Origin of the sequence: Gallibacterium melopsittaci, assembly GCF_042433085.1 — a bacterium.
Lineage (GTDB): Bacteria > Pseudomonadota > Gammaproteobacteria > Enterobacterales > Pasteurellaceae > Gallibacterium > Gallibacterium melopsittaci.
This window is the reverse complement of the sequence record NZ_JBHLWA010000035.1, coordinates 1-24,970: the sequence shown is the minus strand read 5'-3', so window position 1 is coordinate 24,970 and position 24,970 is coordinate 1. Positions and strand designations below refer to the sequence as shown.

The following is a 24,970-nucleotide window of genomic DNA, read 5'->3' as shown; positions in this document are numbered from 1 at the left end:
GGTTATATTTGGTCATAAAAAATCTGCACCTCTGTCTGTTGGATAATAAGTCCAACTTTAGGGGTGCAGATCAATATGCTTTCCTTTTTTCTTTTTAATATATTGATTTTTATATATATTTTTAATTTTTGATTAATTTTATTAAATTATTGTGAATAAAATCACAAATTTCCTAATGTAATAGTCTTGCCCCCCCCCCCCGAAGATTTTATATACTTCGCACTCCATTTAACTTACTAAAGGAAATTTACAAATGAAAAAACTAATTTTAACAACATTAATTGCTGCTGGATTAGGCATTACAGCACAAGGGGCTTTTGCTGCTGCAACGACTGGTACAGCTGGTGTTAATCATTTAGCGGATTCGGATAATCCAACAGTAAATGGTGCTGACGGTATTATCCAAATTCAAGGGAAAGTTGTAGATACTACCTGTACGATTACTGGAAACGCTGGAAAAAATATTAACGTTGATTTACCAGTAGTAAGAACTGAACAATTAGCTGAAAGTGGTAAAACTGCAGGTGATACACCGTTTGATATTAAACTTTCAGGTTGTAAATCACCTAAAATATTAGCCAATGGTGCAAGAGCATTCTTTGATAACAGTAATGAAACCTATGTAGATAGAGCAACGGGGCGCTTAAAAAATATAGCTGCTTCTGCTCCAGCTCAAAATGTAACAGTAGAACTTCTTGAGGGTGATACGGTAATTAATGTTGCAGGTCAAGCAAATAACCAAAATACAACATATAAATCATTTACAGGAGCAAGTGCTACAGCGAATAATCAAAATGGTTCTGTAACCTTAACTTATAAAGCTCGTTACCATGCTGAAGGGGCAGCTACTGCGGGTCCAGTTGTGGCTAGAGTAGAATATCAAATTGAATATCAATAATTATATTCGCTTTCGGGCAGTCCTTCTGCCCGATTTTTCTGTCTTATCTAAGGTATTTCTATGTTAAAAAAACTATTATTGCTTGCCGGTGGTTTATGGCTAGCAACGACTAGCTATGCCAATATTGTGATTACAGGTACACGCATTATTTATCCAGCGAATCAAAAAAATGTCAGTGTGCAACTTTCTAATGTTGGTGATGCGCCAGCGTTAGTCCAAGCGTGGATTGATAATGGTGATCCAAAAGCTACTCCTGAACAAATCAAAACCCCATTTGTGATTATGCCACCGATTTCTCGCGTGGATGCCAATAAAGGGCAAACATTACGCGTGACTTATACGGGCGAAGCCTTACCAACAGATCGTGAGTCAGTATTTTATTTTAATCTGTTAGATGTTCCGCCGAATCCAAAAGATAAAAGTAAAAACTATCTACAAATTGCAATTCGCAGTCGAATTAAACTCTTTTTCCGTCCAACGGATTTAAAAGTGTCGCCAGAAGAGGCGTATAAACAGGTGGAATGGCGTGCACAAGGGAAACAACTGATTGTGAACAATACCACCCCTTATTTTATTACTTATAGTGATGTAGCGGTTACGCAAGGCAGTCGCAAAGTGAAAGTAAGCAATCCAGATATGGTGGCGCCATTTTCGCAGGCAACCTTTAACTTAACACAAGCGGTGTCTGCAACTGGTTCAGTAGAGTGGACGGTAATTAATGATTATGGTGGCAGCCCAACTGGTAGCAGCAAATTACATTAATTGATATGACGAAGTGATAGCAATGAGTCGATTAATGCCAATAAAAAATAAGTTTCGTTTAAATAGTCTGTATATTGCTTTACTGAGCAGTTTAGCAGTAACCGCTTATGCGGATGAATATGCCGAATTTGATGCCAGTTTTTTGCGAGGTGGTAAAGATAAGGACGCAATTGATATTAGCCGATTTAATTATAGTAACCCTACGCCAGCGGGTGAATATGTTGCCGATGTCTATTTAAATAATGAATTGCGTGGACGGATTAATTTGCAGTTTGTCGAAGTGCCTGAAAAAAATAAAACTGCGGTTTGTGCAACAGAGGATTTATTGGCGATTTTAGATCTTAAAGATGATGCTTTTACTGGGGAACAACAGCGTGAACAGGCGGCGTGTGCTTTTTTACCTGAACAAGTGCCAGAAGCAAAAATTAACTTTGATGTTTCCGAATTACGCTTAGATGTAGATGTCCCACAAGCCTTTATTACTCAACGTCCACGAGGCTATATTTCACCAGCACAATGGCAAGATGGCGTGCCAGTGGCGTTTGTACGTTATGATGCTTCGCACTATCGCTATCAATATGCGGATACTGATTCGCAGCAAACTTATTTAGGGATTGATGCTGGGATTAATTTATTCGGTTGGGCATTTCGTCATCGTGGTTCGCAAAGTTGGGATAAACAACAGCGTCTGCCTTATCAAAGTACTTCAACTTATGCACAGCATGATGTGGCTGCCTTGCGTGGACAATTTACCATTGGTGATTTTTATACCAGTGGTACATTGATGGACAGCCTTTCTATTCGAGGAATCCAATTAGCGTCAGATGATCGAATGCTCGCTAGTTCTGTGCGCGGGTATGCACCAATTGTGCGTGGGGTAGCCAATAGTAATGCACGAGTGAGTATCCGTCAAAATGGGAATATCTTGCGTGAGGTGACTGTACCAGCAGGACCATTTGAAATTGATGACCTTTATCCAACGGGTTACGGTGGCGATATTCAAGTAGAAATTTTGGAAGCCAATGGTGAAAGACGCAGTTTTACCATTCCTTATACCGCAGTAGCGCAATTAATCCGCCCTGGATATAGTCGCTATCAAATTGCTGGCGGACGTTATCGTTATGGGAATGAAGTATTTGATGTCAACGTTGGTCAGGCGACGTGGCAATATGGTTTAACCAATAATATTACCTTTAATGTGGGTGGGATTTTTAGTAAAGATTATCATGCGGAATTAGTTGGTTTCTCCTTTAATACGCCGATTGGGGCATTTGCAACCAATGCCACTTTCTCGAATGCCACCTTTAGAACCGCAACAGAACAACAAAAATATAAAGGTTATAACCTCTATGCCAGTTATAACACCCGTTTAGAGCCAACCGATACCAATGTGACTTTGGCGGCCTATCGTTATTTGTCACGGGATTATTACAGTTTGCAAGATGTGATTTTGGCGAATAACCGTGATTTTATGGATGAACGAGGGCTTAATATGCCTCAAAATAGTTATCGCCCAAAAAATCAGTTCCAAGTATCGATTAGCCAAAATCTCAAAGAGGGTTGGGGATCGATGTATTTAACGGGAAGTACCTATACTTACTGGGGAACGGATCAAAAACAAAATGAATATCAAATTGGTTATAGCAACCATTATAAAAGTTTAAATTACAGTTTCTCTTTTTCTCAATCGAAGAATAGCTTTGGTGAATCGGATAGACGGGTATATGTAAGTTTATCATTACCATTAGGTGATGATAGTAGTTCTGCCTACCTTTCCCAAAGTCTGAATTATAGTAAGGCAAATGGTTACTCTGGCTATACCTCTGTTTCAGGGGCATTAGGTGAGGATAGACAATATAGCTATAGTGTGTCGGCGAGTAAGCAACAAGATGGTGGCAGCAACCTTTCTGTTAGCAATAGCTACTCAGGATCATTGGCACAAGTTAATGCATCGTGGGGACGAGATAGCAACAGTAATCAACAAATGTCGTTCGGGGTATCAGGCGCAGTGGTGGCACATCCGAAAGGCATTACTTTATCGAACTCGCTCGGTGATAGTTTTGCGATTATTCACGCAGACGGTGCAGCAGGGGCAAAAATTAATGGTGCGATTGGTAACCGAATTGATTACTTTGGCAACGGAATAGTGCCTTATCTTGAGCCATATAGTGTCAATTATGTGGGCTTAGATAGTAATAATATTCCTGATTCAGTTGAATTATCGGCAACTGAACAACAAGTGATTCCGCGTGCGAATCAAGCGATGTTAATTGATTTTGCAACAACGGTTGGCTCAGTGGTGTTCTTTGAATTAACGGGAATAGATGATTTACCGCCATTAGGAACGGAAGTCTTTGATCAAAACAATCAATCGATTGGTGTTGTGGCACAAGGAGGCAAGATTTATACCCGTGGCGTTGCGAAATCAGGTGAACTGCATATTCGCTGGGGCGATAAACAGTGCCGTGCGGAATATACGATTCCAGAGCAAGAAGAAAATGGGCAGATGATGATTGTGCCTGTGAAGTGTGATTCTAAATAAGGGAATGAGATGAGAAGTCTTTTAGCATATTTATTCTGTATATTTTTTATGCTGCTAAACTTGATGCAACAAGTAATGGCAACAACAATAACCGTTGATGAGAGAACACTTACAATACCAACAGATCAAAACGGAAAGGATGTGCCATGGCAGAATATTGTTTTTCCAGTAACACCGAAGGATCATCCAGTGAGTAGAAAAATTAGTTATGAGTGGAAAATAGGTAGTCTTCCCTCTCAGTATTGTAAGGAATGGCGTTCTTCTTACTGGCTAGAGTTTAAATTTTATCCTTTAACTAATAGTCTTTCTAACTATTTTGACTATCGTTTTACAGTAAATGGTAAGTCTATTCAAGGAGATACAGCTCATCAATATACACCTGCTCGATTTGATGCTACTTTAAATTTAGAATTAGAATTTTCGTTAAAAAATAATGTGCTATATGGCGGAGAAAGGGCAATTATTCCGCAAGGAAGCCCTTTAATAGCAGTGAGTATGTTTTGTATTCATAACCTAGATGGAGGAGATGACTTTAATTATAGTAATCAAAAACAGGCTTATTCTAAATTTAATGTTTTTAAAATAACTTCTGCAGCGGATGCCGAGGTTGCATTTGATAAAACCTGTTCTCTTAGTGAATCGAGTAAAAATTTAGTTGTAAATTTAGATCCTGTTCAGTTATCTATATTAAATAGAGATACTAAAGTGAAAGGGAAAGATTTTACAATCAGCCTAAATTGTCAAAATGCAGTTATTAAACAATCTTATATTGCTGTTTCGGATGCGCTAGATCCTACCAATATGAGTACGATCTTAACTACAGAATCCGGAGATAATGCAGCCAAAGGAGTTGGTATCCAGATAGATGATGAAAACGGAATAGCACTGAAATATGGACCTCTTTCTTTATTACCATTTGCTTATCCTACAGATAATAACCTTACATTATTCTCCAATATTGTTTCTGGTGCTAGAATAGTAACTAAAAAATACACTGCATCCTATATAAAGAATAATAAATCAGAGCTGACTGCTGGTAGTGTGAAAGCAAAAGTGATTTATAATCTCTATTACCAATAACCACCTTACTTACCAAAATGTCGGATAATCTCCGACATTTTTTATTAGATAGCCTTTTGCAGATTAACTGTTTTTTTGATTTTGATTCAAAAAAATCCGATTTGCTATATTCAATTCTATTGGGTTGTGCTACTTTTACTGCCGTTTGTGTTTAATTTTATAGATAAAGGAAGGGAAACATAATGAAGTGGATTTTACAACCGCAAGCCGTATTTAGTGCATCACCTGTGGTGCCAGTTATGGTCATCAAAAAATTAGAAGATGCGTTGCCAATGGCAAAAGCGTTACAAGCAGGTGGCATTAATGTTTTTGAGATTACTTTGCGTAGTTCAGTCGCATTAGAGGCAATTAAATTATTAAGTAAAGAATGCCCAGAGGCATTAGTGGGGGCAGGAACAGTTTTATCTGCCGAACAATATGATCAAGCGGTTGCAGCAGGAGCGAAATTTATTATTTCTCCAGGAGCAACGCCAGCTTTATTAAAACATGCAGCTGCAGGTGATGTTGCATTAATTCCAGGAACAGCAACGCCATCAGAAATGATGCAGGCGTTAGAACTTGGTTATGATCATCTTAAATTTTTCCCAGCAGAAATTAATGGCGGAGCAGCTGCATTAAAAGCGATTTCGGCAGCATTACCACAGTTAAGTTTCTGTCCAACTGGCGGTGTTTCACCAAAAAATGTGGCAAATTATCTTGCGGTTGATTGCGTGAAAACTATCGGTGGCTCTTGGATGATTCCTAATGATGCCGTAGCAGCAGGTGATTGGGCTAAAGTGGAACAATTAACCGCAGAAGCGGTTGCATTAGTGAAAAGTTTGCGTGGTTAAGTGTGTTTAAATCGCATTGAATGGAGATTCCCTCGTATCAGGAGATCTGTACGAGGGAATTTTTATTAGTGAGATAAACGATTGATTGCGTTAGATACTTCTTGATCTTGGTGGATCTCTTTAATCGCATCGTCAAATGCTTGTCCTAACACTTTTTGGATCTCTTCGGTTTTGGCTGTAAATGCACCTTCTTGTGAACGGCGAGTTTCTACGTTTTTGCTGTATTCGCCTTTAGCACTTTGTACTTGGATAGTAAGTTGTACTGTGGCATCAACTTTATAGCGTACGTTGCCTTGGTTCACATTCGCATAGAATTGTTTGATATTAACAGTAACATTAGTTGGGGCATTGCTTGGTAATACACGGAAACCTTTACTATTTAAATCTTGTTGCATTGATTGTTGGAATAACTCTGCAACAGAAGGTTGTGCATATACAGGGAATAATTGGCCATTGTTGGTGTATTGTGAAACGGCTTGGTTTGCACGTAAGTCACGCGAGTTTACACTCACATTGCTCATTTGGTTTTGTGAATTAAATGGGCCTACTGCAGCAGGTGGTGTGAACGTGATAGTATTCGGTGGTGTTTGACAACCTGCAAGAGCAAAGCTGGCAAGAAGAATACTTGCAAAAGAGAGGCGTTTTAAAGTTTTATACATAATTAGTGTCCCTATTTGATCAGTTAAAAGGTTTATGACGTTGAATACATCAGTACATGGTATAAAATAGCGAATATTTATATAAATTACACGATTAGTCAAAAGAAATTATGAATAAACAGCAACAAATTACCCTTTTACTTCAACAAGAATTCTCACCCGTTCATCTTGAAATTATTAATGAGAGTCATATGCACAGCTCAGGTAAAGGAGATGAATCCCACTTTAAAATTATTTTGGCAGCGGAGCGCTTTATTGGCATGCGTGCAGTAGCTCGTCATCGTTTAATTTATCAATTATTGGCTGAACAATTAGCGGCTGGAATCCATGCGTTAGCGTTACATCTTTATACACCAGAGGAATGGCAGAATTTACAGCAGGTTCCTGCTTCTCCAAATTGTATGGGACATGGCAAGTAATCTACTTCAAAAGTGTTATTTATTTGATTTATTGAGAAAAATCTTTAGTAATTTTATTGAAAAATATCAAATTTTTCACATTTTTTTCAAAAATGGCAGCCATTGACTAGAATTACAGGGGTGGTTTTGGTTAGAATAAACCGTTTTGAATATCCTTGTTCACGCCTTGTAATTATTATTATTAATTATTTAATTCATTGTTTTGATTAGTATTGCTAGTCTGAACGAGGATTTGTACAGATTTGAGTTTTAAAATTAAGTGGACAGTGTAATCGTTGTCTTAATTTTGTGGAGAGATTATCACCTTGTTTTTAAACGAGAAATTGTTGGTTCTCTAGCAAAATTTTTATTAATTAGGATAGATGATTCACTGAAAACTACTCAAACGAGAGATCACTGCAATTTATAAATTGCAGTGATCGTTATGTTTAACCCAACAAAAAGTAGTGCAAACGATATGATTACAATTAAAAAAGGCTTGGATCTTCCTATTGCTGGGAAGCCAGCGCAAGTAATCCACGATGGAGCTACCATCTCTGAAGTTGCCGTACTTGGCGAAGAATATGTTGGTATGCGTCCTTCGATGAAGGTGCGTGAGGGGGATGTAGTAAAGAAAGGTCAGGTACTTTTTGAAGATAAAAAGAACCCTGGTGTGATTTTTACTGCTCCAGCCTCGGGGACAGTAACCGCGATTAATCGTGGTGCTAAGCGTGTTTTACAATCTGTTGTGATTAAGTTAGAAGGTAACGAACAAGTTACTTTTGCTAAGTATAGTGTTGATCAATTAGCAACGCTTACGGATGAGCAAGTCAAACAAAACTTAATTGACTCTGGCTTATGGACAGCTTTCCGCACTCGTCCATTTAGTAAAGTCCCTGCAGTAGATAGCAAACCAAGTTCTATTTTCGTCAATGCGATGGATACTAATCCATTAGCAGCAGATCCAGCTGTGATCATTAAAGAAAATGCAGAAGCATTTCAACATGGTTTAACCGTATTAAGTCGCTTACATGATGGTAAATTATTCGTATGTAAAGCAGCAGGTGCATCTGTACCAAGTATTAATGCGGCAAATGTACAAGTTGAAGAGTTTGCAGGTCCACATCCTGCAGGTTTGAGTGGTACACATATCCATTTCTTAGATCCAGTTTCTATTAGTAAAGTGGTTTGGTATATCAATTACCAAGATGTGATTGCGATTGGTAAATTATTCACTACTGGTGAATTATCTGTTGAGCGTGTCGTATCTTTAGCTGGCCCACAAGTTAAAAATCCTCGTTTAGTTCGTACTCGTTTAGGTGCAAACTTGAATGAACTTACTTCAGGAGAATTGGCTACTGGTGAAAATCGTGTGATTTCAGGCTCAGTATTGAATGGGGCGATTGCTAAAGATCCTGTTGCTTATTTAGGCCGTTATCATCAACAAGTTTCTGTTATTGCAGAAGGTCGCGAAAAAGAATTTTTAGGTTGGATTTCTCCAGGTGCAAATAAATTCTCTATTACACGTACTGTATTAGGGCATTTTGGCAAGAAACTCTTTAACTTTACTTCTGCGGTAAATGGTGGACACCGTGCGATGGTGCCAATTGGTAACTATGAGCGTGTAATGCCATTAGATATTATCCCGACTTTGTTACTACGCGATTTAAGTGTAGGTGATACAGATAGTGCACAACTATTAGGTTGTTTAGAATTGGATGAAGAAGATTTAGCACTCTGTACCTTTGTATGTCCGGGTAAAAATGAATACGGTCCAATGCTGCGTGCGGCTTTAGATAAGATCGAGAAGGAAGGTTAAAAATGGGTTTAAAACATCTTTTAGAGAAAATGGAACCTGCATTTTTACCTGGTGGTAAATATGAGAAATGGTATGCCTTATATGAAGCAACGGCGACTTTCTTATATACGCCAGGTACCGTAACTGGAAAGGCTTCTCATGTCCGTGATGCGTTAGATTCTAAACGTATGATGGTATTAGTGTGGTTAGCATTATTTCCAGCAATGTTCTACGGAATGTTTAACGTAGGTGCACAATCAATTATGGCATTGAGTGTTGGGGATTTTGCACAAAATCTGGCACAAAATGTTGCACATGATTGGCACTTTGCTTTAGCAAATGCACTTGGTGTAGTTGCACCAGATGCAGGTGTATTAGCAAAAATGGTATTAGGGGCAATTTTCTTCCTACCAATTTATTTAACAGTATTTATTGTTGGTGGTTTCTGGGAAGTGTTATTTGCAACTATCCGTAAACACGAAATCAACGAAGGTTTCTTTGTTACTTCTATTTTATTAGCATTGATTGTTCCGCCTACTTTACCATTATGGCAGGCAGCATTAGCAACAACCTTTGGTGTTGTGGTTGCGAAAGAAGTGTTTGGTGGTGTTGGTAAAAACTTTATGAACCCAGCGTTAGCGGGACGTGCGTTTTTATTCTTTGCTTATCCAGCTCAAATCTCAGGAGATTCTGTTTGGGTCGCAGCTGATGGTTTCTCAGGTGCAACTGCACTTTCTCAATGGGCAGCTGGTGGTGAAGGCGCATTAAAACAAGTGACTACTGGTCAACCAATTCAATGGATGGATGCTTTCTTAGGAAATATTCCTGGTTCAATTGGTGAAGTATCAACATTAGCATTGTTAATTGGGGCTGCAGTGATCGTATTTGCACGTATTGCATCATGGCGAATTATCGCTGGTGTAATGATTGGTATGATTGCAACTTCTACCTTATTCAATCTTATCGGTTCAACAACAAATCCAATGTTCTCAATGCCTTGGTATTGGCACTTAGTATTAGGTGGTTTTGCATTGGGTATGTTCTTTATGGCAACTGACCCAGTTTCTGCTTCTTTCACTAATAAAGGTAAATGGTGGTATGGCGCATTAATCGGTGTAATGTGTGTATTAATTCGCGTAGTAAACCCAGCTTATCCAGAAGGTATGATGTTGGCTATTTTATTCGCTAACTTGTTTGCACCATTGTTCGATTACATTGTTGTTCAAGCGAATATCAAACGTAGGAGAGCGCGTAATGTTTAAGAAAGATAGTGTTATCGGCACACTGATTGTTGTCGTGTTGGTAAGTTTAGTGTGCTCAGTTATCGTAGCTGGTTCTGCGGTATCATTAAAACCAAAACAACAAGAACAAAAATTGTTGGATAAACAAAAAAATATTCTTAGTGTGGCGGGTTTATTAAAAGCTGGTGGCAATGTAACAGATGCATTCAATAAATATATTGAACCACGTTTAGTAGATTTAAATACGGGTGAATTTGTTGCTAATCAAGCAAATTTTGATGCAACTAAAGCAGCAAAAGATCCTGCAACCAGTATCGCACTAGGCGAAGATGACATCGCAAAAATTGGTCGTCGTGCAAATTATGCGGAAGTTTATCTCGTTAAAGGTGAAGATGGCAAAGTTAAACAAGTCGTATTACCAGTTTATGGTACTGGACTTTGGTCTGTGATGTACGGCTTTATTGCAGTACAGCCAGATGGCAACACCATTGATGGTATTACTTACTATGATCAAGGTGAAACTCCGGGATTAGGTGGTGAAATCGAAAATCCTAAATGGCAATCCACTTTCGTTGGAAAAACTATTTTCAATGAACAAAATCAAGTGGCATTACATGTAAGTAAAGGTGGTTCAGCTGATAAATCTCATGGTATTGATGCTTTATCAGGAGCGACGTTGACCAGCAACGGTGTGAACAATACATTCAAATTCTGGTTTGGCCCGAAAGGCTTTGGTCCTTTCTTAGCGAAACTTAAAGAAGGGGTATTAAACAATGGCTGAGAAACAAAGTAAAAAGGGTTTATTACTTAATCCAGTAATTAATAACAACCCGATTGCCCTACAAATTCTTGGGATCTGTTCAGCATTAGCGGTAACGACAAAACTTGAAACTGCGATTGTAATGGGGATCTCTGTAAGTTTAGTAACTGCGTTTTCAAGTTTCTTTATTTCTTGTATTCGTAATTACATCCCGAACAGTATTCGTATTATTGTGCAAATGGCGATTATTGCATCATTGGTTATTCTCGTTGACCAAATATTGAGAGCATATGCTTACAATATTTCTAAACAGTTATCGGTATTCGTTGGTTTGATTATTACTAACTGTATCGTAATGGGACGTGCAGAAGCCTTTGCAATGAAAGAAGGGCCAATTGATAGTTTCCTTGATGGTATCGGTAACGGGTTAGGTTATGGTGCAATACTTATTGTGGTTGCATTTATCCGTGAACTAATCGGTTCTGGTAAATTATTTGGTGTGACTGTTTTCCAAACTATTCAAGATGGTGGTTGGTATCAAACAAATGGTCTATTCTTATTAGCACCAAGTGCATTCTTCATCATTGGTTTCATTATCTGGGGATTAAGAACCTGGAAACCAGAACAAGTAGAGAAGGATTAATGCCATGGAACACTATATTAGTCTATTTGTAAAATCTATATTCATTGAGAATATGGCACTTTCCTTCTTCTTAGGAATGTGTACCTTTTTAGCCGTGTCCAAAAAAGTATCAACTGCATTTGGGCTTGGTGTTGCAGTAACAGTGGTATTAGGTATTTCTGTTCCTGTAAACAATGTTGTGTATAACCTTATCTTAAAAGATGGTGCATTAGTTGAAGGTGTAGATTTAAGCTTCTTAAACTTCATCACTTTCATCGGCGTTATTGCGGCATTAGTGCAAATCTTGGAAATGGTGTTAGATAAATTCTTCCCAGCGCTATATAACGCATTAGGGATCTTCCTACCGTTGATTACAGTAAACTGTGCAATTTTCGGTGGCGTGTCTTTCATGGTACAGCGTGATTATAGCTTTGGCGAATCAGTTGTATATGGAGTTGGCGCAGGCTTAGGTTGGATGTTTGCTATCGTTGCATTAGCGGGTATCACTGAGAAGATGAAATATTCAGATGTACCAAAAGGATTAAAAGGATTAGGTATTACCTTTATTTCTGTTGGTCTTATGGCACTTGGTTTCATGTCTTTCTCAGGCATCCAGTTGTAAAAGGGGATAAAGAATGGAAATTACATTAGGAATAGCGATGTTTACCGTCATTATCTTAGTATTGGCGGTATTAATCCTGTTTGCTAAATCAAAACTAGTTAACTCTGGTGATATCACTATCAGTATCAATAACGATCCTGAAAAGGCGATTACTTTACCAGCAGGTGGAAAATTACTAGGTGCATTAGCAAGTCAGGGAATTTTCGTTTCATCCGCTTGTGGTGGTGGTGGCTCTTGTGGTCAATGCCGCGTTAAAGTAAAAAGCGGTGGTGGTGATATTCTTCCTACAGAATTATCACACATCAATAAAAGAGAAGCAGCAGAAGGTTATCGCTTATCTTGCCAAGTAAACGTTAAAAATAGTATGGATATTGAGTTACCAGAAGAAATTTTTGGCGTGAAAAAATGGCAATGTACTGTTATCTCGAATGATAACAAAGCAACCTTTATTAAAGAGTTGAAATTAGCCATTCCAGAAGGTGAAGAAGTACCTTTCCGTGCTGGTGGTTATATCCAAATCGAAGCTGATCCACATACAGTTAAATACAGTGATTTTGATATTCCTGAAAAATATCAAGAAGACTGGAAAAAATTCAATTTATTCCGCTATGTTTCTAAAGTGGATGAGCATATTACCCGTGCGTATTCAATGGCATCTTATCCTGAAGAAAAAGGGATTATTATGCTGAACGTACGTATTGCAACGCCACCACCAAGAAACCCAGATGTACCACCAGGTCAAATGTCATCTTATATTTGGTCATTAAAACCAGGTGATAAAGTAACCATTTCTGGTCCGTTTGGTGAATTCTTTGCGAAAGATACTGATGCAGAAATGGTATTTATCGGTGGTGGTGCAGGTATGGCACCAATGCGTTCACATATCTTTGACCAATTAAAACGTTTACACTCTAAACGTAAAATTTCTTTCTGGTATGGTGCACGTTCAAAACGCGAAATGTTCTATGTTGAAGACTTTGATATGCTGCAACGTGAGAATGATAACTTCGTATGGCATGTAGCATTATCTGATCCTTTACCAGAAGATAACTGGGATGGCTATACAGGCTTTATTCACAATGTACTTTATGAAAACTATTTGAAAAATCATGAAGCGCCAGAAGATTGCGAATACTATATGTGTGGACCTCCAGTGATGAATGCCGCAGTCATTAAGATGCTTAAGGATCTTGGCGTAGAAGACGAAAACATCTTATTAGATGATTTCGGTGGTTGATAAATAAAATATTTATTAATTATGTTATTGAAAAAACTAACTCATTGGCTGGTCCTTATAGGACTAGCCTTTTTTCTTACAGCTTGTGGTAAACAGGCTGAAATTGTCACCCTCTCTGGTAAAACAATGGGGACAACTTACCATATCAAATATCTAGATAATGGTATTGATACTGGACCTGATATGGCACATCAAAAAATTGATGAGTTATTAAAAGAGGTTAATCATCAGATGTCCACGTACCAAAAAGATTCTGAATTAAGTCTGTTTAATCAAAGTAAAGAAATTGATAAGCCATTTGTGGTTTCTGCTGATTTCGCAAATGTAGTGAAAGCCGCAATGGATCTTAATAAGAAAACAGATGGCGCATTGGATGTCACTGTTGGCCCATTAGTGAACTTGTGGGGGTTTGGTCCAGAAAAACGGACGGATAAAGAACTTTCTGCAGAAGAGATTGCCGCACGTAAAGTTTGGACTGGAATTGATAAGTTAGCGGTGACTGAGTCAGAGGGTAAACCTGCATTGATTAAAAAAATTCCTGAATTGTATGTTGATCTCTCTTCGATTGCGAAAGGATTTGGTGTCGATAAAGTAGCCAGTTACTTAGAAAGTATTGGGGTAACAAATTATCTGGTCGAAATTGGTGGTGAGATTCATACTAAAGGTGTCAATGAAAAAGGACAAGCGTGGCAAATTGCGATAGAGAAACCAGAATTTGACGGTTCGCGAGCGGTAGAACAAATTGTTGGCTTAAGTAATCTTTCAATGGCAACTTCAGGGGATTATCGTAATTACTTTGAGGAAAATGGAAAGCGTTTTTCTCATGAAATCGATCCTCAAACAGGTTATCCATTACAACATAACCTCGCCTCTATTACGGTTATCGATCCGAGTTGTATGATTGCAGATGGTTATGCAACGGGGTTATTTGTATTAGGACCTGAAAAAGCATTAGCCGTGGCAGAAAGAGAGAATTTAGCCGTCTATCTCATTATTAAAACCGATAAAGGGTTTGAAGTAAAAATGTCTAAGGCGTTTGCGAAGTTAATGGATACTAAAAAAGAAGGAGAGAAATAATGAAACTATTTTTAGTAACCTTTGGATTTTTTATTGTAGTCATTTTTGCTATGGCAATTGGCTATCTGATTAAACGTAAAACTATTAGTGGCAGTTGTGGTGGTATCTCTTCATTAGGCTTAGAAAAAGTCTGTGACTGTCCAGAACCTTGTGAAAATCGTAAAGCTAAAATGGCGAAAGAAGCAGAACGTCAAGCAAAACTACAAGAAGCAGGTCGTATTTTATAACAGCAACCATATTGAGGCTTATTATATAAGCCTCGCTTTCTTAAGAAAAAATTACCTTGAAAACCTATATATTTTTATCGGCACTTATTTGTATATTGGTCGGTTGTACTACTCAGGAGCAATATCGTCCTTATCATTTTGATAATGGGGAAGACTATGTCGTGGAAGGAATGGTGCGTATTGTTGACCAGCAAGGACGTATTGGTTATGCCGATCAATTAGGAAAAGTGCTCATCACGCCTCGTTTTGCTTGTGCATTTCCATTTGAAAATGGTCGAGCTAAAGTAGCGGATAAAGGAAAAATTCAAGCAGTACCAGGTTCAAAGGGTGAATATCATTATTGTCAAAGTGATGATTGGTATTACATTGATCGACAAGGCAATAAAATTATTAATAAGTAATGATTAGTGATAACTGAAGATTGATATTTCCTAAGGATTAATCATGCGAAAAGGAGTCCTACTCGCATTACTGGCGGCAGCACTAAATGGGACGATTGGTATCTTCAGTAAGGTACTCATTGAAAGTGGTATGACGATTGAGGCGATCGCTTTTCTCAAAACGTTGTTAGCATTTATTTTGATTACTCTGTTATTAGGACGTCAAACTCAACGTTCTCAATTACAAGAAATTCAAACTGCATTTACCTCAGTAACAACCTTATTACTACAAATTGCTTTTTGTGCTTTCTTAGGGATATTTGTGCTATTTTTCTTTGAAACTACCGCCTATCAATATGGGCAAGCAGCAAATGTGGTTGTGGTATTAATGGCGGCAGCAGCCGTGTCGGCATTAATTGGTGGTTGGCTATTATTGGCGGAAAAAATTACGTTATCGGCAATCCTTGGTACACTTGTCGCCATAACGGGTATTTTTATTATTTCGTGGGCGGGAAGTAGCAGCTGGCAAGCGGTGTTATATGCAGCATTAGCAGGTAGTGGTTATGGTATTTTTTCTGTATTGGTTAAACGTTTTGATTTAAAAGGTGGATTACCACTAACCAAAATGTTGATGCTGTTTGGTGCAATATTTTTATTCATTCCATTTGTACAGAATTTGCAACCGATTGATTGGAATATTAGTGTGGTATTGAATTTACTTGCCTTAGCAGCTTTGCCGACATTATTGGGTTTTTATTGTATTACCAAAGCATTGGTTTGTATCAGTGCTGCCAATGTGCAAGTAACAGGATTATCAGAACCGATTTTTTCAATGTTACTTGCTTGGATCTTTTTAAATGAGGTCCCAACAAGTCAATTTTTCTTAGGTGCGGCTTGTATCATAATAGGCATAATTTTTATTAATCAGTTATATCGAGTATCACCTAAAACAGAAGGGTAGAGAAAATAAAGGATAAAAAATGACATTAATTTCAAAAACATTCACCAGTTTAATCACCATCACACCAGAACAATTCGCACAAAATCAACAGAAGAAAGTGATTGTAGGAATGTCTGGGGGCGTGGATTCTTCCGTTTCGGCTTATATTCTGCAACAGCAGGGCTATCAAGTTGAAGGCTTATTTATGAAGAATTGGGAAGAAGATGATGATACGGAATATTGTTCGGCTGCAACCGATTTAGCCGATGCACAAGCTGTTTGTGATCGTCTTGGTATTCACTTACATAAAATTAATTTTGCAGCAGAGTATTGGGATAATGTTTTTGAACATTTTTTACAAGAATATAAAGCAGGCAGAACGCCAAACCCTGATATTTTGTGTAATAAAGAGATTAAGTTTAAAGCCTTTTTAGAATATGCCGCAGAGGATTTAGGCGCTGATTATATTGCCACAGGGCATTATGTACGTCGCCGAGGGGAAGATGATAATGCACAATTATTACGTGGCTTAGATGGTAACAAAGATCAAAGTTACTTTTTATATACGTTAAGTAGTAAGCAAGTTGGGCAAAGTCTGTTTCCAGTAGGCGAATTAGAAAAACCAGTGGTACGTCAAATTGCAGAAGAGTTAGGGTTAGCGACGGCGAAGAAAAAAGATTCAACAGGGATTTGCTTTATTGGCGAACGGAAGTTTAAAGATTTCTTAGCGCGTTATTTACCAGCCCAACCTGGGGATATTCGTACCGTGGATGGCGAAGTAATTGGTCGCCATGATGGTTTGATGTATCACACCTTAGGACAACGTAAAGGCTTGCGTATTGGTGGCTTGAAAAATGCTGGTGATGAAGCGTGGTATGTGGTGGATAAAGATCTTGAGCATAATGAGCTGATTGTGGCACAAGGACACGATCATCCAAGATTATTTTCTGTCGGCTTGATTGCGGCCCAATTACATTGGGTGAATCGTCAACCTATTACGCAACGATTACGTTGTACAGTGAAAACACGTTATCGCCAACAAGATGTGGCTTGTGAGATTATTCCAATTAATGATGAAACGATAGAAGTGCGTTTTGACGAACCACAAATTGCGGTAACACCAGGACAATCAGCTGTATTTTATCTGGATGAGGTTTGTCTGGGTGGGGGGATTATTGAGCAGCAGATTCGTTAATGGGATAAAGATGTTATTGTGTGTAATGAAAATTTAGTTTTTTGACAAAGTCATATATCAATATTCTTAGCTAAATTTAGGTTTCGCCCTAAAGGGCGACTTCATTTTTTTGTTCGTGCAAAAAAACGAAGCAAAAAAAGCACGCCCTAGTGCCTTGTTATTCCCTCATTCCGTCAAGATTTTTCGGGCGGCAAAAAACTGATATTTTTCTTCGTAAAACTCAGAAAAATTAGACGTTTTTTGCCTAAAAATCCTTCCTACATTCGGACAAGGCATAAGGGAATCTATTAATTATTTTATCGAGATCTATTTTTGAAATTAGATTTGTCAGCAGTCTAAAGCCTTTATTTCACAATAAAGGCTTTTAATCGATTAATTTCGCCAAATAATTTTTGCTGGAATAATTTGATTTTCAACTTTCTCACCTTTCAGTAGTGCTTGTAGCATCACAAAAAGTTGCTGTGCAATTTTTTGATGGTTTTGTTGAATGGAATTAATTTTGAATGGCAAACAATTCAATAACTCATAGTCATCAAAAGTAGAAAGGTGCATTTTGCCTGAGGTCAGTTGATCAAGTAACTGATGATCGTTGAGAAAACGTAAAACCCCTTCTAATAATGCATATGAACCCGTAAAAAGGGCTTGCGGTAAACGACCTAATTTGTGATAAAGCTGCTCAATCGCCAGATAAGCACTCTCAGCATAATAAGAGGTTTGGATAACCCAGTCAGGTTGTAATGCTAAATTTGCTTTACTTAAACCTTGTTTAAAACCAGATAATCGTGCGGTACTTGGGCGTAATTCTGCTTGTCCCCCGATATAGTAAAATTCTGAGAGTTGATAACGCTGGCATAAGGTGTCAATAAGCTCAATAACAGCACTTTCATCATCTGTCACAATGAATGGTGTTTTGCTTTTTTTAGTTGCACGGTCAAGTTGAATGACAGGAACATTAATATTTAAACCACGATAATAAGCTGCATCAGTATGAATCGGCGTAGTAATTAATAGATCAATTTGACGATCAAGCAAGCGTTCAATCGCAATCGCTTCTTGTTGTAGAACTTCATCAGAACAAGCAATAATGAGTTGTAATCCATTATCACGACAAAGTCGCTCTAATGTTTTTGTGGTGGCGGCAAAACCTAAATTTGAAAAATCTGGAATCACTAGCCCAATAGTATTGCTACGTTGTGCTTGTAAAGCTCGAGCAACACTATTCGCTTTATAATGATGTTTTTTAGCTATCGCAAGAATTTTTTCTTGGGTTTCAGGCTTGATGCGGAAATTATTCCCACGACCATTTAATACCATGCTGACAGTGGTTTTCGATACGCCTGTTAATTGGGCTATGTCCGTAATTGTCAGTCGTTTACTATTGGTATTCATAACATATCCTTGTCAAAATGGATTGGTAAAACGCTACCTATTGTTACCGTCATTGGTTGTTCTACAATAATAATATTCTGTTTATTTTCAATAAAAAAGCGAGAAGTCATTGCCTTTTCTCCTCGATTGAAGAAGATTTCAATGATGGAGTGATCGATAAAAATGTCAATTTCTTCTAATTGTTCAATTTTACAGTAACGTTGTTGTCCAAACTGACGCATACTTTCTGTTTGTTCAGTTTGACTACGATCTAAACAGAAAATACCATTTTGATAGCTTAAAGTGATCTGTTGCTGTTTTTCATTACTAAATAAATGTAAACAGAATGGCTGTTGTTTCACAGCAAAATGTAGATAACTTTGTGTGAGATTAGGATATTCTAGTTGATCAGTAATGGTATATTGCTGGCATTGTTGTATATTTTGTTGAACTTGTTCGATAGGATATTGATAAATTGTTGTCCCTTCTAACCAAAGTTTACGAGGTAAGGTGAGCATAGAATGCCATTGATAGCGATCGGTTGGGTACTGTAAATCAGGTAAACCACACCAAGCATACATAATGGTTTCATCCGTGTTATTTAGCCCAGAAAATGTTTGTGGAGCATAAAAATCAAAACCTTGATCCAATTCAGCAAAATGTTCTACGTTGAAATTTAATTCTTGTAACTGCCCGACCGCATAAGTGGCATGATAATTATTTTGAAATTGATAAGTTTCCCGTTTTTTCCCTTGTGGTGACCAGATAAAAATATCTTTTCCACTCAGTTTTGTTAAATCAGGGCATTCCCACATAAAAATATGCTGGTTATTAAAAGGAGATAAGGTTAATTCACCTAATAAATGTGGCGTCTCTTGTAGTGAATCCATCTCAAATAAAAGTGCTGTACCAGAAAGATTTTCTCGTTGTGCTCCTAACACAAAGCGAATTTTGCCATTTTCAGTCACAAATGGTTTTGGATCACGGCAATGTTCGGTGTAGCCTTGCGGTGCGTTTGTGAGTAATGGACGTTTTTCTAATAATGTCCCATTACGATCAAAAATGGCAATATTTTGAAATGGAATGCGTTGGTTGTCACTTTCTCGACGTGTATTTCCAGTATAAAACACCACGATTTTATCTTGATAATTAATTGCACCACCTGAATAACAGCCATGGGATTCAAATAATTCATCTGGAATTAAGCAATCTGCTAATTCAAAATGTTGAAAGTCTTTGGTACGGTAATGACGCCAGTGCTTCATACCATGCAAAGCACCAAAAGGGAACCATTGGTAAAAAATGTGGTAGTGATGACCATCAAAAATTAACCCATTCGGATCATTCAATAATCCTGTTGGTGGGGCAAGATGATATTGAGGGCGATGATGAATATCTTGTGCTACTTGCGCTGCGAGTTGTGTCAATTCATTTGGTTGTGCCGTATGAAGACTACGATATTTGCCTTGGTTAAAAATAATCATCTTCGCGCTCCTTTGATTACTTATTCAAGAGTTGTTGTAATTGTTGTTTATTTGGTAATGCTGACATTGCACCCTTTGCTGTGGTTGCTAAACCACCGCAAAGATTAGCTTGGATAATGGCTTGCTCTAATACTTGAGCATTTTGCCATTGGTCATATTGAGCTAAGCCTTGCAACATTCCGCCTACAAAGGCATCGCCAGCACCAGTGGTATCAACCACGTTAACTTTATTACCCATGATTTTTCCACTGATTTGTTGATAGAAATAAACTGCCCCTTCTGCACCAAGTGTTACCAGAATTAATTTATCAGGGTATTGTTGGCGTGTTTGTTGAATAGCTTGTTCAAGATTTTCAAGACCACTTAATAAGCAAATTTCTTCTTCAGAGAATTTAATCACATCAGCATATGCAATCATTTTATTGACTTCTGCTAGCATAGTTTGTTGATCTGCCCATAAACTCGGACGTAAGTTCGGATCAAATGAGATAAAACCACCAACTTGTTTAATTTGTTCCACCGCTTGTTGCACGGTTGTGCGTGAAGGTTGGTGAATGAGTGCGATTGAGCAGAAATGCAGCCATTCTCCTGATTTAAATGTTGGGAGGTCAGTTGGTTGTAAGAATTGGTCAGCACTTGGATTGACCATAAAAGTAAAAGTTCTTTCACCATAATGATCAAGATCCACAATAACAGTTGAGGTGCGGTGTTCTGGATCAAGGTGCATAAATGAAGTATCGACATGTTCATTGGCTAAAGTTTGTCGTAAGAAACGTCCTAGAGGGTCATCTCCAACACGACCAATAAAGGCACTTTGTCCTGTTAAACGTGCAATTGCCACAGCAACATTAGCAGGTGCGCCACCTGGGCAACGTAAATAGTGATGTTCGCCATCAGGTAAGAGATCAACAACGGCATCGCCCAAAACCCATACTCTATTCATATTTCAATCCTCTGCATTTTTTTAGTAAGAAAATTTTAGCTAAACCGTTTTAGTTCAGCAATTTTATTTATAAATTTTCCTTAAAAAATGTTATCTGGATCACAAATCTGACATATTCTTGGCTTACTAGATAGATTTTACTAAAACGTTTTAGCTATAATTCGCGCTGTTGATAACTTAACCACCTACTAGGAGAAAACCTATGGATTTTCCAAAAATTGCGAAGCAGCTCATTGAGAAGTTGGGCGGTAAAGAAAATATTAGTGGTGTTGCACATTGTGCTACACGATTACGTTTAGTTTTAAAAGATGAAAGTAAAATTGACAAAGAGTCGATTGAACAAATTGAAGGCGTTAAAGGGCAATTTTCAGTTGCAGGACAGTATCAAGTTATTTTTGGTTCAGGAACGGTAAATAAAGTACACGCTGCAATGACTGAAATTCTAGGATTAGGCGATATGACAAAAAGTGAAGTCGCTAATTTGGGTGCTGAAAAACAAAATTTCTTGCAACGTCTAGTAAAAGGTTTAGCCGATATTTTTGTACCGATTATCCCTGCTATCGTGGCTGGTGGTTTATTAATGGGATTAGCGAATGTCTTTACTGCCCAAGGTTTATTTATTGACGGTAAATCATTGATTGATGCTTATCCAAATCTTTCTGATCTCGCTGCAATGATCAATACCTTTGCAAACGCACCATTTGTTTATTTACCAATTTTGTTAGCTTTTTCGGCAAGTAGAAAATTTGGGGGAAATCCATTTTTAGGTGCAGCGTTAGGAATGCTGATGGTACACCCTGATTTATTAAATGGCTGGGGATTTAGTGCGGCGAGTCTATCTGGCAATATTCCTTATTGGGATATTCTTGGTTTCCATATTGAAAAAGTGGGTTATCAAGGTTCAGTATTGCCAGTATTAGCCGCAACATGGATTCTTGCAAAATTAGAGAATGGCTTCCGCAAAGTGATTCCATCAGTCTTGGATAACCTTTTAACCCCATTATTAGCATTATTTATTACAGGGATTTTAACATTTACTTTTGTTGGACCAATTACCCATAAATTAGGTTTCTTAATTGGTGATGGTTTGACTTGGTTATATGACACAACAGGGTTTGTTGGTGGAGCAATCTTTGGGGCTTTATATGCACCGATTGTGATCACAGGTATGCATCAAACCTTTATTGCAATTGAAACCCAATTATTGGCAGATATGGCACATACAGGCGGAACGTTTATTTTCCCAATCGCAGCAATGTCAAATATCGCACAAGGTGCAGCTTGTTTAGGAGTAATGTTCTTAATTCGTGATGCAAAAGTAAAAGGCATAGCATTACCATCAGGAATTAGTGCGTTGTTGGGGATTACCGAACCTGCAATGTTTGGGGTAAATTTAAAATATCGCTATCCATTCATTGCAGCAATGATTGGTTCTGGCGTATCAAGTGCATTTATCGCATTTTTCCATGCAAAAGCACAAGCCTTAGGTGCGGCTGGATTACCAGGCATTATTTCAATCAAACCAGATAGTATTGCGGTTTATTGTATTGGAATGTTGATTTCATTTATTGTGACCTTTTCTCTTACTTTACTACTAGGTGCAAGAGCAAAAAGAACAGCAAATTAAGTCACGATATAAAGTGAGTTATTCAACAATATTAAGGCTGGGTTTCCAGCCTTAATTTTTTTATAAAAATGTAAAAAATTTTTCTTAAAGATGTAACTGGTTTTTTATGCTATCAATTAGATTTTAAAATAGAGAAAAACACTGTTTTTTTAGGTTATTAGGTGTAACTCTCTAAAAATTGGATGAAAATATAGTTTTATTAGTGGTGAAAAAATAATCTTATCAAAAAAATTCTGTTTTTATTTCAAATAAATAGCGTTGACTATTAAGATTATTTAATTATATTAAATCACTCGATAATATAACAATAAAGTCCAATATTAGGAGGGCTAAATGAGTAACAACACAACACGTGAAACGTTTTCTGGCCGTAGAGCATTTATTATTGCAGCAATTGGCTCAGCGGTAGGACTAGGTAATATTTGGCGGTTTCCTTATACTGCTTATGAAAATGGTGGTGGGGCGTTTATTATTCCATATATCGTTGCACTATTAACCGCAGGTATTCCATTATTATTTTTAGATTATGCTATTGGGCATAGACATCGTGGATCTGCGCCGCTTGCTTTCCGTCGTTTACATAAAAATTTTGAAATTTTTGGATGGTGGCAAGTATTGGTGAATGTCATCATCGGAATTTACTATGCGGTAGTATTGGGCTGGGCAGCATCTTATACCTATTTTTCAATTAATGGGGCTTGGGGTGATAAACCAATAGATTTCTTTGTTGGTGAATTCTTAAAAATGGGTGATATTGCACAAGGTGTTAGTTTTGAATTCGTTGGTATGGTAGTAGGTCCATTAATTGCTGTATGGTTAGTCGCATTAGGTGTATTGGCACTAGGCGTACAAAAAGGGATTGCAAAATCTTCTAGTATTTTAATGCCATTATTGGTGGTAATGTTCGTAATTTTAGTGATTTCAGCATTATTCTTACCAGGTGCAAGTAAAGGTCTAGATGCATTATTTACTCCAAACTGGGAAAAATTATCAGATCCAAGTGTATGGATTGCGGCATATGGGCAAATTTTCTTCTCTCTATCCATCTGTTTCGGAATCATGATTACTTATGCTTCATACTTAAAGAAAGAGTCTGATTTGACTGGTTCAGGATTAGTAGTAGGGTTTGCAAATAGTAGTTTTGAATTATTAGCGGGTATTGGGGTCTTTGCTGCATTAGGTTTTATGGCTGCGGCGAGTGGACAACAAGTACATGAAGTAGCAAAAGGTGGAATTGGTCTAGCATTCTTCGCGTTCCCAACAATCATTAATAACGCACCTTTCGGTTCAGTGCTTGGTGTATTATTCTTTGGTTCATTAACTTTTGCCGCATTAACATCATTCATCTCTGTAATCGAAGTAATCATTGCATCAGTTCAAGATAAATTAAGACTTGGACGTGTAACTGCAACATTTGTGGTGGGTATTCCAATGATGATTCTTTCAGTCTCATTATTTGGAACAACAACAGGGTTGCCAATGCTTGATGTGATGGATAAATTTGTAAACTATTTTGGTATTGTTGCGGTAGCATTTTGTTCATTAGTTATCATTGTATCTCATGAAAAATTAGGCTTATTAGGTAATCACATCAACAAAACATCTTCATTCAAAGTTGGATTTGTATGGCGCTTATGTATTGTTATTACAACAGGTATCTTAGCGTTTATGTTATTCAGTGAGGGTGCAAAAGTCTTTAGGGAAGGATATGAAGGTTACCCTAATTGGTTCGTTGATACGTTTGGATGGGGAATGGCGTTTGGATTAGTTGTCGTTGCATTCTTATTAACGCATCTACCTTGGAAAAATGAAGAAAAATTTGTGGAGGAAGAAGAATGAGTTCAATCGCAATTATTATGATGGTTATCGCATTAGTCATCATTTGGGGTGGATTATTAGTTTCCATCAAACGTTTACCAAAAGAGTAAGCGTATTACATAACTAAATAACATTGGTCATACTTAAATGCATTTTTAGCATAGTATGACCAATGATTTTTTGCGGATTTTAAAATCCCTTTGTTGCAAAAAACGGCAAATAATAAAAAATTTAAAAAAAATTAAAAAAACTACTTGCAAGGTGTATTTAAATCACTATAATGCACCTCCGCAACGACGCTGAAGTGTGAAGTTAAAAAAAGAAAGCGTCGTTTTTTGTTCTTTAAAAACCAATAACAGACAATCTGTGTGGGCATTCGGTAGGGAACTTTTTTTGGACTGTGAAGAAAGAAGTTTTAAAAAGAATACCTTGAATGCTGAAAACTCAGAAATTCATTAAGAT

24 protein-coding genes are annotated in these 24,970 nt (G+C 37.6%); 20 read left to right on the top strand and 4 right to left on the bottom strand.

From position 1 onward, the window contains the following. Nucleotides 1-253 precede the first annotated feature (253 nt). From ACFFHT_RS07875 to ACFFHT_RS07855, 5 genes are all read left to right on the top strand, one after another. On the top strand, nucleotides 254-898 hold the full coding sequence (locus ACFFHT_RS07875; protein WP_382375104.1) for a fimbrial protein: 645 nt from the start codon (nucleotides 254-256) through the stop codon (nucleotides 896-898). Nucleotides 899-958: 60 nt separating this feature from the next. Beyond that, complete coding sequence (locus ACFFHT_RS07870; protein ID WP_382375102.1) at nucleotides 959-1,660, top strand: fimbrial biogenesis chaperone; 702 nt, start codon at nucleotides 959-961, stop codon at nucleotides 1,658-1,660. Nucleotides 1,661-1,682: 22 nt separating this feature from the next. Then, a complete protein-coding gene (locus ACFFHT_RS07865; protein ID WP_382375100.1) occupies nucleotides 1,683-4,202 on the top strand; it encodes a fimbria/pilus outer membrane usher protein in 2,520 nt (839 codons plus the stop codon). A gap of 75 nt (nucleotides 4,203-4,277) precedes the next feature. Then, a complete protein-coding gene (locus ACFFHT_RS07860; protein WP_382375098.1) occupies nucleotides 4,278-5,282 on the top strand; it encodes a fimbrial protein in 1,005 nt (334 codons plus the stop codon). A 182-nt stretch (nucleotides 5,283-5,464) separates the two neighbouring features. Then, on the top strand, nucleotides 5,465-6,112 hold the full coding sequence (locus tag ACFFHT_RS07855; protein WP_382375096.1) for a bifunctional 4-hydroxy-2-oxoglutarate aldolase/2-dehydro-3-deoxy-phosphogluconate aldolase: 648 nt from the start codon (nucleotides 5,465-5,467) through the stop codon (nucleotides 6,110-6,112). A gap of 65 nt (nucleotides 6,113-6,177) precedes the next feature. On the opposite strand, the gene ACFFHT_RS07850 is transcribed toward ACFFHT_RS07855, so the two are convergent. Continuing rightward, the gene (locus tag ACFFHT_RS07850; RefSeq protein ID WP_382375094.1) at nucleotides 6,178-6,771 is read right to left on the bottom strand and encodes a YajG family lipoprotein; all 594 of its coding nucleotides are present in this window, start codon (nucleotides 6,769-6,771) and stop codon (nucleotides 6,178-6,180) included. Between the two features lie 110 nt (nucleotides 6,772-6,881). Here ACFFHT_RS07850 and ACFFHT_RS07845 point away from each other — a divergent pair, with 110 nt between their 5' ends. The 12 genes from ACFFHT_RS07845 (at nucleotide 6,882) to mnmA (ending at nucleotide 17,268) form a co-directional block, all read left to right on the top strand. Next, nucleotides 6,882-7,190, top strand: coding sequence for a BolA/IbaG family iron-sulfur metabolism protein (locus tag ACFFHT_RS07845; protein ID WP_382375092.1), 309 nt, complete (start codon nucleotides 6,882-6,884; stop codon nucleotides 7,188-7,190). Between the two features lie 457 nt (nucleotides 7,191-7,647). Then, complete coding sequence (locus ACFFHT_RS07840) at nucleotides 7,648-8,988, top strand: Na(+)-translocating NADH-quinone reductase subunit A (RefSeq protein ID WP_382375106.1); 1,341 nt, start codon at nucleotides 7,648-7,650, stop codon at nucleotides 8,986-8,988. A gap of 2 nt (nucleotides 8,989-8,990) precedes the next feature. Beyond that, a complete protein-coding gene (locus ACFFHT_RS07835) occupies nucleotides 8,991-10,229 on the top strand; it encodes an NADH:ubiquinone reductase (Na(+)-transporting) subunit B (RefSeq protein ID WP_382375090.1) in 1,239 nt (412 codons plus the stop codon). Next, nucleotides 10,222-10,989: a Na(+)-translocating NADH-quinone reductase subunit C gene (locus ACFFHT_RS07830; protein WP_382375089.1), complete on the top strand. Its 768-nt coding sequence runs from the start codon at nucleotides 10,222-10,224 to the stop codon at nucleotides 10,987-10,989. The genes ACFFHT_RS07835 and ACFFHT_RS07830 overlap by 8 nt, the downstream gene beginning before the upstream one ends. Next, on the top strand, nucleotides 10,982-11,611 hold the full coding sequence (locus ACFFHT_RS07825) for an NADH:ubiquinone reductase (Na(+)-transporting) subunit D (RefSeq protein WP_382375087.1): 630 nt from the start codon (nucleotides 10,982-10,984) through the stop codon (nucleotides 11,609-11,611). The genes ACFFHT_RS07830 and ACFFHT_RS07825 overlap by 8 nt, the downstream gene beginning before the upstream one ends. Nucleotides 11,612-11,615: 4 nt before the next feature. Beyond that, a complete protein-coding gene (gene nqrE / locus ACFFHT_RS07820) occupies nucleotides 11,616-12,212 on the top strand; it encodes an NADH:ubiquinone reductase (Na(+)-transporting) subunit E (protein WP_382375085.1) in 597 nt (198 codons plus the stop codon). Nucleotides 12,213-12,225: 13 nt separating this feature from the next. Then, a complete protein-coding gene (gene nqrF / locus ACFFHT_RS07815) occupies nucleotides 12,226-13,449 on the top strand; it encodes an NADH:ubiquinone reductase (Na(+)-transporting) subunit F (protein ID WP_065234406.1) in 1,224 nt (407 codons plus the stop codon). A 27-nt stretch (nucleotides 13,450-13,476) separates the two neighbouring features. Further along, the gene (locus ACFFHT_RS07810; protein ID WP_382375083.1) at nucleotides 13,477-14,526 is read left to right on the top strand and encodes an FAD:protein FMN transferase; all 1,050 of its coding nucleotides are present in this window, start codon (nucleotides 13,477-13,479) and stop codon (nucleotides 14,524-14,526) included. Next, entirely contained in the window at nucleotides 14,526-14,753 is a 228-nt protein-coding gene (gene nqrM / locus ACFFHT_RS07805; protein WP_382375081.1) for a (Na+)-NQR maturation NqrM, read from the top strand. Before ACFFHT_RS07810 ends, nqrM begins: the two co-directional genes overlap by 1 nt. A gap of 56 nt (nucleotides 14,754-14,809) precedes the next feature. Further along, nucleotides 14,810-15,154 carry a WG repeat-containing protein gene (locus ACFFHT_RS07800; protein ID WP_382375079.1) on the top strand — a complete coding sequence of 115 codons (345 nt, stop codon included), beginning with the start codon at nucleotides 14,810-14,812 and terminating at the stop codon, nucleotides 15,152-15,154. 43 nt (nucleotides 15,155-15,197) lie between these two features. After that, nucleotides 15,198-16,094: a DMT family transporter gene (locus ACFFHT_RS07795; RefSeq protein WP_382375077.1), complete on the top strand. Its 897-nt coding sequence runs from the start codon at nucleotides 15,198-15,200 to the stop codon at nucleotides 16,092-16,094. 19 nt (nucleotides 16,095-16,113) lie between these two features. Beyond that, complete coding sequence (gene mnmA, locus ACFFHT_RS07790; RefSeq protein WP_382375075.1) at nucleotides 16,114-17,268, top strand: tRNA 2-thiouridine(34) synthase MnmA; 1,155 nt, start codon at nucleotides 16,114-16,116, stop codon at nucleotides 17,266-17,268. Between the two features lie 372 nt (nucleotides 17,269-17,640). On the opposite strand, the gene ACFFHT_RS07785 is transcribed toward mnmA, so the two are convergent. The 3 genes from ACFFHT_RS07785 to cscK are packed head-to-tail and all read right to left on the bottom strand — an operon-like array spanning nucleotide 17,641 to nucleotide 21,063. After that, entirely contained in the window at nucleotides 17,641-18,657 is a 1,017-nt protein-coding gene (locus tag ACFFHT_RS07785; protein WP_382375073.1) for a LacI family DNA-binding transcriptional regulator, read from the bottom strand. Continuing rightward, a complete protein-coding gene (locus ACFFHT_RS07780; RefSeq protein ID WP_382375072.1) occupies nucleotides 18,654-20,120 on the bottom strand; it encodes a glycoside hydrolase family 32 protein in 1,467 nt (488 codons plus the stop codon). The genes ACFFHT_RS07785 and ACFFHT_RS07780 overlap by 4 nt, the downstream gene beginning before the upstream one ends. 16 nt (nucleotides 20,121-20,136) lie before the next feature. Further along, the gene (gene cscK, locus ACFFHT_RS07775; protein WP_382375070.1) at nucleotides 20,137-21,063 is read right to left on the bottom strand and encodes a fructokinase; all 927 of its coding nucleotides are present in this window, start codon (nucleotides 21,061-21,063) and stop codon (nucleotides 20,137-20,139) included. A gap of 202 nt (nucleotides 21,064-21,265) precedes the next feature. Here cscK and ACFFHT_RS07770 point away from each other — a divergent pair, with 202 nt between their 5' ends. The 3 genes from ACFFHT_RS07770 to ACFFHT_RS07760 all read left to right on the top strand — a co-directional run bounded on the left by ACFFHT_RS07770 (nucleotide 21,266) and on the right by ACFFHT_RS07760 (nucleotide 24,618). Next, complete coding sequence (locus tag ACFFHT_RS07770) at nucleotides 21,266-22,690, top strand: sucrose-specific PTS transporter subunit IIBC (protein WP_382375068.1); 1,425 nt, start codon at nucleotides 21,266-21,268, stop codon at nucleotides 22,688-22,690. A gap of 333 nt (nucleotides 22,691-23,023) precedes the next feature. Beyond that, on the top strand, nucleotides 23,024-24,529 hold the full coding sequence (locus ACFFHT_RS07765) for a sodium-dependent transporter (RefSeq protein WP_382375066.1): 1,506 nt from the start codon (nucleotides 23,024-23,026) through the stop codon (nucleotides 24,527-24,529). Next, nucleotides 24,526-24,618 (top strand): methionine/alanine import family NSS transporter small subunit, encoded by a 93-nt coding sequence (locus ACFFHT_RS07760; protein WP_382375064.1) that lies wholly within the window; start codon nucleotides 24,526-24,528, stop codon nucleotides 24,616-24,618. The genes ACFFHT_RS07765 and ACFFHT_RS07760 overlap by 4 nt, the downstream gene beginning before the upstream one ends. Nucleotides 24,619-24,970: the final 352 nt, after the last annotated feature.